We start from the raw sequence: 14,305 nt of genomic DNA, 5'->3' as shown, positions 1-14,305 counted from the left end.
GCCGAGGAAGCACGGCGACGACTGCCTGCAGGAATTGCGCTGGCTCTACGACCGGCGCGATCTCGCAGAGGCCAAGGCTGATCTTGCCGCATGGCTTGCCAAATGGTCGGCCCGCTATCCGCGCCTGACAGGCTGGGCCGAGGATGCCATCGAACAAACCCTGACCTTCTTCAGGCTGCCGAGACANTTGGCCGTCGAGACCAATGAAAACTGGATGGAGGCCAACCGATACATCAACATGGACGACCTGCGCGAGCACAAGAAGCTCGCTCTGCCCCAAGCCGCATGACCAGCATCATGGCTGCCCCATTTTGCAGAACTTGACGCACACAACCTGGGAGGGATTGAGGGTGGGGGTATTCGTAGGGCGCAAGCCTCCGCTATGGTCCCTGTGCAAACCAATCCCAGCCCTACGGATATTTCCCCGGCTTTGGTGCGTAGATTTGCGGATCGAAGTCCAAATCCTTCGGCAGCGGCAGGCTCGAGCACTGCAGATGCATCTGGCGCGCCAACAGCCTTCGCTGCTGCTGCTCATGCTCCTTGATCGCCGCCACGAGACCCATGCTGTAGGGCCCCAGCACGACGCCGGCGGCCCATCCCGGATGCTCCTTCTCGCGCCGGTCGTAGTTCAAGGCATCCGTGCGGGCCTGCTGGCATTCCGGCGTCGCCCATTTCGGGTCTTGGGTCGAGAGCGAGGCTCCATACTGGACTGGAGACGATACGCACCCTGCCACCGTCGCGGTCAACGCGACGACCATTGCAATTCTCATCCGCAAGCCCCTCCTAATGTAGGACGCGACTACAAGACGATTCCAGCGGGAAAAAGGCAGCTTCAGGATGCGGATTTTGCAGGGCCGCTCACCCCAGCAGGTTGCGCGCCGTGCGCATGAAGATCTTCGAGCCGATCGGGATCAGATCGTCGGGAAAATCATAGTCGGGATTGTGCAATGACGGGGTGCGCTCGCCCGCGCCGAGGAAGAACATCGCCGACTTCGCCTTGTGGCCGAAAATGCCGAAATCCTCCGAGGCGCGCATCGGCAGGGCTTCCTCGCTGCGCGGCACACCCTCTTCGTCCAACGCGCGGTTGAGATGCTCCACCGCATCGGGCGCGTTGACGCTGGCGACGAAAATCTCATGATAATCGCAGTGCACGGAAAGACGGTGCTCGGCCGCGATCCTGGTGGCCAACGCTTCCGCCGCCGCGACCAGTTCCGCCATGCGCTCGTCGCGCCTTGTACGCAGCGTCGCCCACACCTCGGCGTAGCCGGGCGCGATGCCGAACACGGCCTCGCCCATCGTCGCATGGGTGACGGTGACCATGCTGAAATCATCGTCGGCAAAGGTGCCGCGCCCCAGTGCCGGAAGCGCCGGCATCAGTTGGCTGATCGCCGGCATCGGCGACACGCCGGTTTCGGGCATGGAGGAATGCGCGGTCTTGCCCTCCAGCACGATGCGGATGCCGCGCGAGGCGCAGTTGACCACGCCGGGCTTGAGCCGCACCTCGCCGAACGGCACGCCCGGCAGATTGTGCAGCGAGAAGGCGAAGTCCGGCGCGATCTCGCCAAAGCGTGGATCGGCGACGACGCCGGCGGCACCATTGCCGGTCTCCTCCGCCGGCTGGAACATCAAGACGACGCGGCCGCGCGCCGGCCGTTCTCGTCCGAGCTGACGGCCAAGTGCGGCCAGGATCGCGGTGTGGCCGTCATGGCCGCACATATGCGATTTTCCCGGCACCTGCGAGGCATGCTCGACGCCCGAAAGCTCCTCGATCGGCAGCGCATCGATCTCCGAGCGGAACAGCACTGTCGGTCCCGCCTGGCCGCTGTCATAGACCGCCGCCACGCCATGACCGCCGAGGCCGGTCAGTACCTTGTCCGGCCCTGTATCGGCGAGGAAGCTGACGACTTCCTTGGCGGTCTGTTCTTCCTCGTTGGAGATTTCAGGCCGCTGGTGCAGCTTGCGGCGCCATGCCGTCAGCTCGATGATATCGCGATTGGTGAGGGTCATGGTTGGGCTCCGCTTTGGTGCTGCAGGTTACACAAACACGATAGGGTTTTTCTCACGCCGTGCCATACTGATCAATTCCACTAGTCCATCTGCCTGTCTTGTGTGAGCGTAGATGACGACATCCCATGACCACCACACAACCCAGAGAATTTCCAGCTCCGCACTGAGGCCGTCGATCTCATCTCCGACATCCGGTGGCTTCTCCTGAAAAGCGCCGCGTGCTCGCCTGTGCGACATCTTTGCTTCCATCCACCCGAAGGAACGTTTCGGAGCAACAATGGCCAGGCGGTTTGCGTTTCTCTTGGTTCGCGACTTCACGCTGTCGCCGCTGTCGCTGTTCATCGACACGCTGCGGCTCGCCGGCGATGAAGGCGACCGCAGCCGCCGGATCGAGTTCGACTGGGAGATCGTCGGCGAGCGTGGCCTGCCGATCCGCGCGAGTTGCGGTGTCGAGTTGCTGCCGACCAAGGCGATCGGCAATCCGCAGGAGTTCGACAATGTCGTCGTGGTCGGCGGTCTGCTCGACACCAACCGCAGCCTCAGCTCCGAAAAGGAGGCCTTCCTGTTGCGGGCGGCCGAAAAGTGCGTGCCGCTGACGGCACTCTGCACCGGCAGCTTCGTGCTCGCGCGCTACGGCCTGCTCGATGGCTACAGTGCCGCCGTCAGCTGGTTCCATATCAAGGATTTCCGCAGCCAATTCCCTGATGTGAACGCCCATGCCGACAGCCTGTTTTCCGTCGATAGGGGCCGCTCGACCTGCGCCGGAGGCACGGGTGCGGCCGACCTTGCCGGCCATTTCGTGTCGCAGTTCATCGGCCGCAAGGCCGCGGAAAAAGCCGCCAAGATCCTCGTGCTCGACCGCATCCGCTCGAGCCTGGATGTGCAGCCCGTCGGCGATCTCTTTCCGGCCGCGTCGAGCCGAGCGGTGAAACGGGCGCTGCTTCTGATGGAAAGCAATCTCCAGGAGACGCTGTCGGTCGCCGAGATCGCGGGCCGGTTGCATTTATCCCGGCGCCAGCTTGAGCGGCTGTTCGGCGCCGAGCTCGGCATCGGCCCGATGGCCGCCTATCTTGCGCTGCGCGTACATCAGGCCAAGTCGCTGCTGGAGGGGAGCGACTTGGCAATCGGCGACATCGCCTACCGCTGCGGTTTTCCCAATGCCGGCCATTTCAGCCGTGTCTTCCGCCAGCAGACCGGCATCACGCCGACCCATCTCAGGCATCCGAACCGAATGTCCGGTGTCTTTGCCGACGCCAAGGGGAGCGGTCCCTAAGCCTATATTGGGGCGTGCGATCTCGCCGTTGGTATGATAATATCATACCAACCTGATAGGAGGGATCCATGTCCGCCACCGAAAAACGCACCTTCAGCCTGCCGGCCGAGCAGGCTGCTTTCATCGACCAGCTCGTTCGGTCCGGCACATACGCGACCAGCAGTGAAGTGATCCGCGCCGGTCTTCGCGCATTGCAGGAACGCGACGCCGCTGTGGAGCGCTGGCTGCGTGAGGAGGTCGCGCCGACCTATGATAGGTGGAAGGCAGACCCCTCCCAGGCCATCCCGGCCGACAAGTCTTTTGACAGCATCCGCGCACATCACGCAGCTCGCCTCAAGGGGAACGTGTGAAGCGCCGGCATGTTGTCCTTTTGCCGGAAAGCCCAGACGGACCTGTTATGGATATACGATACGGTCGCTCACGCATCCGGCAACCTCACCGCCCTTCGCTACATCGAGCGGATCGAGCGATTTTGCCTGGGTCTCGACTATGCCTCGGAACGCGGAACCGTAAGGGATGATGTGCGGCCGGGGCTTCGCATCGTTGGCTTCGAGCGCCGCCTGACTGTGGCCTTCACCGTAGAAGGCGACCAGGTGGTGATTCTCAGGGTGTTCTACGGCGGCGTCAACTGGGAGGACGAGTTGGCGCCTATCGCTCCGTGAACGCCCGCGCGAACGAGTCCAGCATCGGCCGCGCCAGATATTCGAGGAAGGTTCGGTCGCCGGTACTGATAAACGCCTCGACCGGCGTTCCCGGGTAAAGCTGCTCGGCTTTCACGCCCTGCGGCAGCGTGTCGGTGATCTTCAGCGTGGCGCGGAAATACGCCTCATGCGTGGTTTCATCGATCAGCCGGTCGGCGGAAATTTGCGTCACCGTAGCCGGGACCTCAGGGGTGAGGCGCGCGTTCAGGGCGGACAGCCTGAGCTTCGCCGGCTGGCCGACGCGAACCAGATCCACGTCCTTCGGCCGCAGCTTCGCGTCGACGATGAGGCCCGACGCGGTCGGCAGGATCTCCATGATCTTCTGCCCCGGCGCAATCACGCTGCCTTTGGAGTTGTAGGTCGACGATACCACGATGCCGGCTGCCGGCGCCTTGATCGTCGTGCGCCCCAGCACCGCCTCGGCTGCGGTGATCTGTTCGCCGATGTCGGCCAGGCTGGTGCGGACCTCGTCGAGCTTGGTCAGCGCGTCCTCTACGCGTTGCGTCGTCGCCCGCTCGATCTGCGCCTGGGCTTCGACGATCTGCGTCTTGGTCGCTGCGATATCCGCCTCCAGCGCGCCGGCCTGGCCGACCAGATCGGCCTCGCTGCGCAGAAGCTGCGAATATTCGCTGCGGTTGGTGAGACCCTTGTCGAGCAGGCCGGTCTTGATGCCGAGTTCTTTCTTCACGATCTCGGCCTGTTGCTGGATGGCCAGTTTCTGCGCGTCCAGTCCCAGCGCCGACTCACGATGCATGGCGACGCGCTGCGCCAGGATCGACTGCTCGGAGCGGAACCGGGCGAGCCTGGCCTCGAACTCCTTCTGCTGTTCGTGCACCAGATTGTCGAAATCCCTCTGGAACGGCGCGGGTGCTGCTTCGGCGATCGGCGCCAGCCTGTCCGATCCGTCGCGCTCGGCCTCCAGCCGCGCGGCACTTGCCCTGAGCGCGATCGACTGTCTGGTCAGCCGGTTGAGGTCGGCCTCGGCCGCCGTGCGGTCGAGGAGGACCAGCGGTTCGCCTTGTTGCACGCGGTCGCCTTCATGCACCAGCAACTGCTCGATGATGCCGCCCTCGGGGTGCTGGATGAGGATGTTGCCGCCCGTTGCCGAGATCGTGCCGGAGGTGATCACCGCGCCGGAGAGCGGCGCGTTCGCCGCCCAATAGCCGAAGCAGCCGACGAAGAGCGCTATGGCCACGTAGCCGACGACGGCCATGCGGCGGAAGTCGGTGCGCGGTCGACCTTCGAAGGCGAGGCTCTGCTGCATCATCGTCTATGACCCGAAGCGGACGCTGTGCGGGCGCACGGTCGGCACGAACGAGCCTGTCACCACCGCGCTCCCGGCCTTGCCGGCCGCCGGTTGCCTCAGCACCTCGCTCGCAGGGCCGAAAGCTTCGAGCATGCCGTTGCGCAGGACCATGACGCGGTCGCAGGCCGCGGCGATCGAAGGGCGATGCGTGATGACGACTGTCGTGACGCTTACACTTCGCGCGGCCGAAAGCATCCCTTCGAGCGCCGCCTCCCCACTGCCGTCGAGATGGGCGTTGGGCTCGTCCAGCACCAGCATGCGTGGCTTGCCGTAGAAGGCGCGCGCCAGCCCTATCCGCTGGCGCTCGCCGCCCGACAGCACGGTATGCGACGGGCCTATCATGGTCTGATAGCCGTCGCGCAGCGTGAGAATCAGCTCATGCGCCTCGGCGCGCCTGGCCGCTTCGACGATCGCGGCGTCATCGGCGTTGGGTTCGAAGCGGGCGACATTTTGCGCGATCGATCCCGGGAAAAGCTCCACCTCCTGCGCGAGATAGCCGATATGCCTGCCAAGCTGGGTTTCGCCCCAGCTCCTCAGGTCGGCGCCGTCGACCCTGACCGCGCCGCCGGTCGGCTGCAGCGCGCCCACAAGCAATTTCGCCAGCGTCGATTTGCCGGCCCCGCTCGGGCCGACGATCGCCACCGCTTCGCCGGCGCCGATGGCAAAATTCAACCGCTTGAGGATGGGCTCCGTGCCGAAAGCCGCAGTCGGCGCGATGAAGAACAGATCCTGCACCGAAATCGCGCCCAATGGATCGGGCAGTGCGAGCTTGCGCCCCTGCGCTGGTTGCGCCGCAAGGGCGGTGTCCAGCCGCTTCCAGCATCGCTTGGCGTCGACGATCTGCCGCCAGGATCCGATCAGCTGGTCGAGCGGCTGCAGCGCGCGCGACGACACCAGCGACGAAGCGAAGATCATGCCGGCGGTCATCTGCCCTTGTAGCACCAGCCACGCGCCGGCGCCGAGGATCGCCAGTTGCAGCATCATGCGCAGCGCCCGCGACGTCGCGCTGAAGATCGCATTGGCGCTTCCGGAACGGTCATGCAGGGTCAGCGCCTCAGCAACGTGCCGTCCCCAGACCGCGGCGGCATTTTGCACCATGCCCATGGCGCGCAGCGTGTCGGTGTTGCGGGCGAAGGCCTGCTCCGCCTGGCTGGCCACCGCCGAGCGTTCCGCCGACATGGCATCGTTCCTGCCGATGGCAAGCTGGTTGGCCACGACCAAGAGAAACAGCAGCACGGCGCCGGCGAGCGTCAGCCAGAACAGGACGGGATGGATGAAATAGAGCAAGGCCAGGAAGACGGGCGCAAACGGCAGGTCGAACAACACCGCCACGCCGCGCGACCTGATGAAGGCGCAAGTCGTGGCAAGGTCGTTCAGCGGCGACAGCCCGCTGCCGGCATGTCTGGCGCCAAGCGAGGCGGCGAATGTCCGCGCGCCCAGTTTCTGGTCGACGGTGGCCGCAACACGTTGCGCGTAGACGGCGCGGACCGCGTCCAGCAGGCCGAGGAAGGCGAGCGCGAGGACCGCCATGGCCGAGAGATAAAGCAGCGTCTCGACGCTGGAGGACGGCAACACCCGGTCATAGACCTGCAGCAGATAGAGCGGGATCACCAGGAGCAGGATGTTGATCAGCAACGAAAAGATGCCGATATCGGCGATGCCGCGCAGGAAAACCGGGCGCAGGCCGATGGCCGCATCGCTGAGTGGCGCGCGGTCCCGTGACATCTAGACGGCGTGCTCGGCTGTCGTGCTCAGATGGCTCTGCTGCAAATCGTTCAGCGTATAGGCGTGGATATAGTCGATCTTCATTTGCGCGGGCGTCGCCAGATGGTCGGGCGGCGCGCCGGCTTGACCGCCGACCGCAAGGTCGACCAGCATATACATGGGCTTGTTCATATCGGACGGCGTCGCCGCTTCCGCGACCTGGACGCCATCATAGGTCCAGACCAGCTTGTCCGGCGTCCACAACAGGCCATAGGTGTGATAGCCGTCGGTGTTGGAGACATTCACCGTCGACCCGACCGTGGTGTGGGTTCCCGTCTCATTTGTGTGCGCGGTCATGAGAAGCGCATTCGGGTTCTGCCCATACATTTCGATCACGTCGAGTTCCGGGGGCCATGAACCGTCTTCGGGCAGAAGCCAGAAGGCCGGCCACGCGCCGGCATTTTCCGGGAGATCGGCCCGCATTTCGAAATAGCCATAGGTCTGCGAGAAGGTGTCGTGCGTCGTCAGTATGCCGGAAGTGTATTCGTAATTGTTGATCAGCGGCTTGATGTCGTCGGGCGCATGCGCCGCGGTTATGGTGAGCACGCCGCTTGCGACGCTGAACGGATGGACCGAGCTGGTCGGCGCATAATTGGCGTCGATATACCATTGCAGCTCGCCGTTCTGGGGCTGCGAGCTGCCGTTCTGCGCCCCCCACCAGAAATTGGAATCCCAGATGCCGCTCTGGCCGTTCCACAGGCTCAGCGTGTTGAAATCGTCGTTGAAGGACAGCGTCATGCCGGTCTTGTCGATCGGCAGCTCGAACTGGCCGGGCTGAAACTTGTCGATCGTGGTGTTGTGGAACACCAGCACCTCGCTCGAGCCGAGGTTCAGCTGCACGTTCGATCCCACCTGGACCATATTGGCGTGGACGGCCTCGAACGAGGTGAAGGCATAGCCGTTGAGGCGCACCGTGTCGGTCGCGCCGAAATCGGAGATAAGGTCGCTGCCATTGCCCTTGGTGATGATGAAGGTGTCGGCGCCGGCGCCGCCGATCAGCACGTCATTGCCCTTGCCGCCGTCCAGCGTCTGGCTGCCAGCGCCGCCCGTTATGATGTTGTCCTGAGCATTGCCGAAGGCATAGTGGCCGTCGCCGGTGACGACGAGGTTCTCGAAATTGGCGGGCAGCTTGTAGCTCATCCAGGTATCGATCGTGTCGACGCCCGCGCCGTAGTTCTCGACCGCTTTGTTGATCGTCGAATAGAGATGGTAATAGTCGTCGCCCGCGCCGCCATACATGGTGACCTTGACGTTGGTGTCGCCCCAGAAGGAATCGTTGCCCGAGGTGCCGTAGCGGTAAGGCGCGCCTCCAGTCGCCGAGAACCAATGGGTGGAAGCGCCGGTATAGGGAAGTGGAATGCCTTTGGCGTTGAGGACTGTGGTCATTCCGACACTCCTTGCGCGTGCTGCCTTGGTCGTTCGACAACCTTCGAGCGACCATTCGGATCAACTCTTAAATTGATCCGTCGTTCCAGGGAATCATTCTATAGTACACCAAGGAGATCGTCGCCCATCATTTAATAGATAATGCCGAAGGCGTTAAGCTGATCCTAATACAACTTTGTAGGAGAGACTTACAATTTTAATAAATTGTGAGATCCGCGCCGAAAGGTTAGGCAACCTGTCAATGATTCATGCAATTTGACGCGACACGACCGCCTGCCTGAGGCGGCGACTCGAAGTCGCGGGCGGATGGCTGCCGGCAAAGGGCTCAAGAAAATTTGACAGGCTATGTCGGACCGGGTGAGGTTCACCCGTCCTTGGGGCATCGAACAACGAAACCACAAAGGATACCGAAGAGATGCCAAGCACCGTACGTTTGCACCGCGTTCTGACGACCAGCCCGGAGAAGGTCTACCGCGCATTCACAGAAGCCGACGCGCTGGCGAAATGGCTTCCGCCGAACGGCTTCACTTGCACCGTGCACAGCTTCGACGCGAAAGTCGGTGGCGCCTTCAAGATGTCGTTCCGAAACTTCACGACGGGCGGCAGCCATTCCTTCGGCGGCGAATATCTCGAACTCGTTCCCGGCGAGCGCCTGCGCTACACCGACAGGTTCGACGACCCCAATTTGCCCGGCCAGATCGAAGTGACCGTGCTCCTGAAGAAAGTGTCGGTCGGCACGGAACTCGACATCACCCAGGCCGGCATTCCGGACGTTATTCCGGCCGAAGCCTGCTATCTCGGCTGGCAGGAGTCGCTGCGCAATCTGGCAAAGCTCGTCGAACCCGAGATCAATCAGTAGAGCCCACCGGATCGGCGGCGCCGCCCAGCCAGTCCGCGCCGCCGACAATGCCGAGCCGAGGACTCATCCCTCACGGCCCGGTGCAGATCGGCAACGGTTGTGGCGGCGGTGGCGGGTTGTCCTTGGCGTATTGCGCGATGATCGGCTCAAGGCTCTTTCGCGGCCAGAATTTCGGCTTGCCGATCTCCTTCAGGCAGGACGCATTCCAATAGGCGCCCGATTTACCAACGGCGGTGATGTCGCGCGATTCCGGGTAGATATAGAGCGTCGTCGGATTGCCCTTCACCATCGAAATGATCTGGTCGGCGTCGGACGGCGACCAGCTGGTGCAGCCATTGCTGCGGCCGCCGGCATAATCCACCAGCTTGCCGTATGGCACGAAGCCGTCATGGTCGGCATAGGAGCTGTTCGGGTTCTTGCGCAGGCACATGCCGCGCAACAGCCGCGCCGCGTGGCCACCGATCACCCGCTGCCTGGCATTCGCCGTCTCCCCCTCACCGTCGAACTGGATGAAGGTGCGCAGCAGCGCCTGGTCCTTTTTTGCGCCGATGCGGTAAAAACCCTTGAATGAGGTCTTTGCCTCGCCGGTCATATAGGCGCCACCGGTCGTCAAGGACGAGTCCAGGGCATTGCCGAAGTTTTTCGCGCAGCGTTTGCCGTTGGAGAAATCGACCACGCCTTTCAAATTGCGGCCGCCCCCATGGCCCGACGAGATCGCCCTGAACGACTGCTTGGCCTCGCAAATGACGTAGTAGCGCCGCCCCAGCACGCCATTGCCGAGATCGCCGGGGCGCGTCGCATCCATGGCGAAATAGCAGCCATTGTGGACCGCGCCTTGCGCGACCTTCTTCAGGTAAAGCGCGCGCGCCCGCTCCAGCACCACTTGCGAAATCTCGCCGTCGTCATTGCCGACATGGGCCTGCAGCCAGGCCGGTATATCGGAGGACGCGGCAAAAGACCGGGCAGACATCGTCAAGGCGATGCCGGCGATGGCGAGGAGGCCAAAGACAAAGACAGCCAGAGATTTCAACCGCACCGGACAACCCTCCCGCCCGAACCGTTCTGCGATTCTCGGAAACCCATCATAAATCGTCGCGCGCCGATCGGCGAAACACATCTTGTTCAGAACCGCGCAAGCAAGTCAGGTAGCTGCCTGTTCGCCTTTCAGAGCGCCAGGCTGCCCTGTTCCGCCTCCGCGGCATTGGGGTCGCCCGGCGCCGTCGCCCAGGCGAGCTCGACCAGCGTCACCGTGCGGCGGCCGGTGCCGTCGAGCTGGCAGACGATGAGGCCCTGCTCCTCGATATAGGTGAGCAGCCGCCGGGCGCGCCGCAGCGAATGCGAGCCGTAGGCGCGCGCGATCGCCGCGTCGCTCGGGCACGGCCAGCCCTCCTTGGCGGCGCGGGCGATCATCATGAACACGCCCTGCATGTCCTCGGGCAGCAGCGAGGCGCGCACGGAAACGTCCTGCCAGGCGTCATCTCCTGCCATGTCGGCGCCGAGCCCGGCGCGGGCACGCGTCAGCATGCGACGGAATTCTGAGAGGTCCGGCACCACCGAAGCGAGGCCTTCGATGCGGCAGCGGACGACGAACTCCTGATAAAGCACGCCGATGACGCGGAAACCCGCATCGGGCTGCGCCAGGATGGCGCGCAGGACACGGTCCACCCGCTCTCGCCGGTCGGCGATATCCTCGGCGCTTACCGCCGGTTCCGCAGGTTCCGGGCGGATCTCCATCGCCGCAGACTTCGCCGCCATCAGCTGGTCGAGCAAATCGGGCGACGCCATCCGGCGCGGCGCGCGCATCGTCTCGGGCGGCGGCGCTGCCAGGATGATGGCCCGTGCGTCCTCGAGCGCTGTTTCCGGCATTGCCATCAGCCGCGGCGTACCGTTGCGCGGGCTGGTCTCGGTCTGGCCGATGCGCACGCCGAGCGGGCGGCGCGACAGCGCCGGTCCCAGCGCCATGAAGTGCCCGCGCTCCAGATCGCGAAACGCCTCCGCCTGGCGCCGTTCCATGCCCAGAAGGTCGGCGGCGCGCGCCATGTCGATATCGAGGAAGGTACGGCCCATGAGGAAGTTGGACGCCTCCGCCGCGACATTCTTGGCGAGCTTTGCCAGCCGCTGCGTGGCGATGATGCCGGCAAGGCCGCGCTTGCGGCCGCGGCACATCAGATTGGTCATGGCGCCGAGCGAGAGCTTTCGCGCCTCGTCGGACACTTCGCCTGCCACGGCGGGCGCGAACAGCTGCGCTTCGTCGACCACCACCAGCATCGGATACCAATGCTCGCGGGCAACCTCGAACAACCCGCCGAGAAAGGCAGCGGCGCGGCGCATCTGGTTCTCGGCATCGAGCCCTTCGAGATTGAGCACGGTGGAGACGCGATGGATGCGCGCCCGCTCGCCGGCTGCCTGCAGGCCACGCTCCGTATGCTCCTCGGCATCGATGACCAGATGGCCGTAATGGTCGCCCAGCGAGACGAAATCGCCTTCCGGGTCGATGATGGTCTGCTGCACCCAGGGCGCGCTCTGCTCCAGTAGCCGGCGCAAAAGGTGCGATTTGCCGGAGCCGGAATTGCCTTGCACCAGAAGCCGGGTGGCCAGCAGCTCCTCAAGGTCGAGCGCCGCCGACGCACCCGCCGTCGTCTGTCCCATCTCGATGGCTACGGTCATGTCACGACTCTCCTTGCGGACAGGGCTTATCAACCCGGCCGCGAGCCGTCGAGCGCGCCATGGCAACTCGCCCGCTGTTCCACACCTATGCTGCCAAAGCGCCACACATCAGCCCATCTGCCCAAAGGGAAGGCACGTCAAGCGGAGTTGACCGGCGGCAGAAGCGGCGCTTCCAGCCCGTCGAAGGGATCGCGCCAGGCATCGATGGCTTCGAGCCGGCGATACCAACCCAGAACAGAGGGATAGTCCGCCAGCGGCAGGCCGGCTGCATCGTTGAACGGCAAAAAAGTCGCCATGCGGAAATCGGCATAGGAAAGCGACTTGCCCACAAGCCATGGCCGCTTGGCGAGCTCCGCCTCGAGAATCGCTGCCGCGATGCGGAACTCCGCTAGCCCCTCCTCGACCTTGCCCTGGTCGACAGGCCCAATCCCGTAGCGCTGCTTGGTTCCGCGCTCGAAATGCACGGTGTCGCAGGCCCGGACGAAATTTTCCTTGCCCCAGCTCAGCCAGCGGATCATGTCGGGTTGGTCGCCGCCGCCGCGCCAGAAATCCGAACCCGCTTCGCGCGACAGAAGGCAGGCTATGGCGTCGGCTTCCCACAGGCTGCCGCCCGGCCATGCCAATATCGGCAGGGTAAGATTGGGATTGAGCTGACGAAACCGCTCAGCCTGCCCGGGCGCCATGGGTGCCGCAAACTCACACTCGACCTTGGCCTGCAGATGACGTGCAGTTGCAACCGCGAGGCGCGGATTGGGATTGCGGCTGAAGTACAGTTTCATGTCCGGTCCTGGATGCTGTGGGCTCGATCCTATCAAACACGCAAACGTGCCATCTCGGCAATCTGGTCGGACCACGATTCCGCTGGCACACGCCGTCGTTCGGCGTATTATTTCCTTCGGGAGAGGGTTCTTGGCAGGAGGAAGCCATGAACGTAGTGCAGAGCGTACCTGTCATCGACGTGACAACCCAGAACCTTGTTTCCTCTGCGCTTTTCAGATTCCGCGCCGGCGATACCGTCTCGACCAGGGCGGCGCTCGACGCTATCCGCCGCATGGATCCAACCTGTGTCGACAGCGACGACGATCTCGTCGAACTCGTCGTCATGGCGGCAATTGGTAAGACCATGGCGGTCGTGTTCGACCACCGCTCCCGCTAGCCCTGTGGGACGAACCTGTGCCGTTCAACTCGCTTGAGCTCGAGTGGATCGGTTGGCGAGCTTTTACAACTGCAGCCCGGGAGGCGCACGTCTTCGTGCGCGAAGGCCGGCAATAGCATAAGCGGGCAAGACTCAGATCCCCAAGGGATGCGGCATGTAGCCGACGAAGCCGCCGATCTTCCAGTGGCCCGCCACCTTCCTGCAGAAATACAGCGTCTGCCATTTCAGCTTGTCGACGCTGCCATCGGCCTTGGCCACCGAGCCGTTGAACTTCTTGTGCAGCACGGCGCGGTCGCCATCGACGTCGATGTCGCGCATGTTGGTGACGCGAAACAGCGCCTCGCGCAGCGGCTCGGCGAATCTGGCCGCCGCCGTCTCCTTGGCCTGGCGCAGCCATTCGTCGCGATAGACGGCAAGGCTCGGGAATTGCAGACGCCAGGCGTCGGCATCGCTGAGGAAATGCGCATGCATGCCGAAGAAGCTGTCGGCGAGGAAATCATCCTCGACCATCGACCAGTCCTGACCGATAAAGGCGTCGATGTCGCGCCGCACCAGCATTTCCCAGAGCGCGTGACGATCGGCATCGCCCTCTGGAAACGGGTTCTTGTCGAAGGTCATTGAAATCTCCTGTCGGGAAAATGCGACGCGCAAGATGCTGGCGAGCCTGCGATAAAGCAACACGCGTTTGGAAAAATGTTGCTTTCCAAAAAGCCCCCTATGAGGATCACCGGGACAGGCGTAGAGCGGTCGTCGAAAACGGGGCGCGGCCCGCCATTCTGAACAGGAGTTTCCTTTGCCTAAAGAGTGTTTTGGAACATCCCACGTGCCGCTGTCGCCGGCCGTGCGCGCCGGGGATTTCGTCTACATCTCAGGTCAGGTGCCGGTCGACAGCGACCGCATCGTGGTCAAGGGCGGCATCACCGAGCAGACCGAGCAGGTGCTGCAGAATGTGAAGGCGGCACTCGCGCTGGCCGGTTGCACCATGGACGATGTCGTCAAGACCACGGTCTGGCTCGAGGACGCGCGCGACTTCGGCGCCTTCAATGCCGTCTACGCCAAGCACTTCCCGAAGAATCCGCCGGCCCGCACCACGGTCGAATCGCGGCTGATGATCGACATCAAGATCGAGGTCGAAGCCGTCGCCTACCGGCCGGTTTGACCAGCCGGGGCATGATCCCGAAAAGTG

At 63.6% G+C, this 14,305-nt stretch carries 16 protein-coding genes; 7 read left to right on the top strand and 9 right to left on the bottom strand.

All coding sequences use genetic code 11. The annotated features are described in order from the left end of the window. Positions 1–289: transposase (locus X730_RS0133740; protein WP_031196912.1), on the top strand; the 289-nt coding region annotated here is incomplete at its 5' end. A gap of 121 nt (positions 290–410) precedes the next feature. On the opposite strand, the gene X730_RS151220 is transcribed toward X730_RS0133740, so the two are convergent. After that, a complete protein-coding gene (locus X730_RS151220) occupies positions 411–770 on the bottom strand; it encodes a hypothetical protein (protein WP_023826351.1) in 360 nt (119 codons plus the stop codon). 88 nt (positions 771–858) lie between these two features. Further along, entirely contained in the window at positions 859–2,007 is a 1,149-nt protein-coding gene (locus tag X730_RS151225) for an amidohydrolase (protein WP_023826350.1), read from the bottom strand. Between the two features lie 277 nt (positions 2,008–2,284). On the opposite strand from X730_RS151225, the gene X730_RS151235 reads away from it, so the two are divergent. The 3 genes from X730_RS151235 to X730_RS151245 all read left to right on the top strand — a co-directional run bounded on the left by X730_RS151235 (position 2,285) and on the right by X730_RS151245 (position 3,942). Beyond that, positions 2,285–3,280 (top strand): GlxA family transcriptional regulator, encoded by a 996-nt coding sequence (locus X730_RS151235; RefSeq protein ID WP_023826349.1) that lies wholly within the window; start codon positions 2,285–2,287, stop codon positions 3,278–3,280. A gap of 68 nt (positions 3,281–3,348) precedes the next feature. Continuing rightward, a complete protein-coding gene (locus X730_RS151240; RefSeq protein ID WP_023669694.1) occupies positions 3,349–3,630 on the top strand; it encodes a type II toxin-antitoxin system ParD family antitoxin in 282 nt (93 codons plus the stop codon). Between the two features lie 9 nt (positions 3,631–3,639). Beyond that, positions 3,640–3,942, top strand: coding sequence for a type II toxin-antitoxin system RelE/ParE family toxin (locus X730_RS151245; RefSeq protein ID WP_031196911.1), 303 nt, complete (start codon positions 3,640–3,642; stop codon positions 3,940–3,942). Here X730_RS151245 and X730_RS151250 read toward each other — a convergent pair. The 3 genes from X730_RS151250 to X730_RS151260 are packed head-to-tail and all read right to left on the bottom strand — an operon-like array spanning position 3,929 to position 8,437. Continuing rightward, the gene (locus tag X730_RS151250; protein ID WP_023826348.1) at positions 3,929–5,248 is read right to left on the bottom strand and encodes an HlyD family type I secretion periplasmic adaptor subunit; all 1,320 of its coding nucleotides are present in this window, start codon (positions 5,246–5,248) and stop codon (positions 3,929–3,931) included. The two genes, X730_RS151245 and X730_RS151250, sit on opposite strands and share 14 nt — an antisense overlap. 3 nt (positions 5,249–5,251) lie before the next feature. Further along, on the bottom strand, positions 5,252–7,012 hold the full coding sequence (locus tag X730_RS151255; RefSeq protein WP_023826347.1) for a type I secretion system permease/ATPase: 1,761 nt from the start codon (positions 7,010–7,012) through the stop codon (positions 5,252–5,254). Further along, the gene (locus tag X730_RS151260; RefSeq protein ID WP_023669698.1) at positions 7,013–8,437 is read right to left on the bottom strand and encodes a family 16 glycosylhydrolase; all 1,425 of its coding nucleotides are present in this window, start codon (positions 8,435–8,437) and stop codon (positions 7,013–7,015) included. It abuts the gene before it with no gap. Positions 8,438–8,852: 415 nt separating this feature from the next. Here X730_RS151260 and X730_RS151265 point away from each other — a divergent pair, with 415 nt between their 5' ends. Then, a complete protein-coding gene (locus X730_RS151265; protein WP_023683102.1) occupies positions 8,853–9,296 on the top strand; it encodes an SRPBCC family protein in 444 nt (147 codons plus the stop codon). A 70-nt stretch (positions 9,297–9,366) separates the two neighbouring features. Here X730_RS151265 and X730_RS151270 read toward each other — a convergent pair whose 3' ends face one another. The 3 genes from X730_RS151270 to X730_RS151280 all read right to left on the bottom strand — a co-directional run bounded on the left by X730_RS151270 (position 9,367) and on the right by X730_RS151280 (position 12,742). Next, positions 9,367–10,332 carry a hypothetical protein gene (locus X730_RS151270; protein WP_023691929.1) on the bottom strand — a complete coding sequence of 322 codons (966 nt, stop codon included), beginning with the start codon at positions 10,330–10,332 and terminating at the stop codon, positions 9,367–9,369. A gap of 128 nt (positions 10,333–10,460) precedes the next feature. Then, positions 10,461–11,963: an ATP-binding protein gene (locus X730_RS151275; RefSeq protein WP_023683100.1), complete on the bottom strand. Its 1,503-nt coding sequence runs from the start codon at positions 11,961–11,963 to the stop codon at positions 10,461–10,463. A 137-nt stretch (positions 11,964–12,100) separates the two neighbouring features. Continuing rightward, positions 12,101–12,742, bottom strand: a complete 642-nt coding sequence (locus X730_RS151280; RefSeq protein WP_023710834.1) for a glutathione S-transferase family protein — start codon at positions 12,740–12,742, stop codon at positions 12,101–12,103. Positions 12,743–12,888: 146 nt separating this feature from the next. Between X730_RS151280 and X730_RS151285 the strand changes: the two genes are divergently transcribed. Further along, positions 12,889–13,119: a hypothetical protein gene (locus tag X730_RS151285; RefSeq protein ID WP_023826346.1), complete on the top strand. Its 231-nt coding sequence runs from the start codon at positions 12,889–12,891 to the stop codon at positions 13,117–13,119. Positions 13,120–13,251: 132 nt separating this feature from the next. On the opposite strand, the gene X730_RS151290 is transcribed toward X730_RS151285, so the two are convergent. Further along, positions 13,252–13,737 carry a hypothetical protein gene (locus X730_RS151290; RefSeq protein WP_023669704.1) on the bottom strand — a complete coding sequence of 162 codons (486 nt, stop codon included), beginning with the start codon at positions 13,735–13,737 and terminating at the stop codon, positions 13,252–13,254. A 175-nt stretch (positions 13,738–13,912) separates the two neighbouring features. On the opposite strand from X730_RS151290, the gene X730_RS151295 reads away from it, so the two are divergent. Next, positions 13,913–14,278 (top strand): RidA family protein, encoded by a 366-nt coding sequence (locus tag X730_RS151295; RefSeq protein ID WP_023707576.1) that lies wholly within the window; start codon positions 13,913–13,915, stop codon positions 14,276–14,278. Positions 14,279–14,305: the final 27 nt, after the last annotated feature.

The sequence above is a fragment of the Mesorhizobium sp. L103C131B0 genome, from assembly GCF_000502275.1.
Taxonomy (GTDB): Bacteria; Pseudomonadota; Alphaproteobacteria; order Rhizobiales; family Rhizobiaceae; genus Mesorhizobium.
Note: the sequence above shows the minus strand (reverse complement) of the source record. Positions and strands in the feature narration are given on the sequence as shown.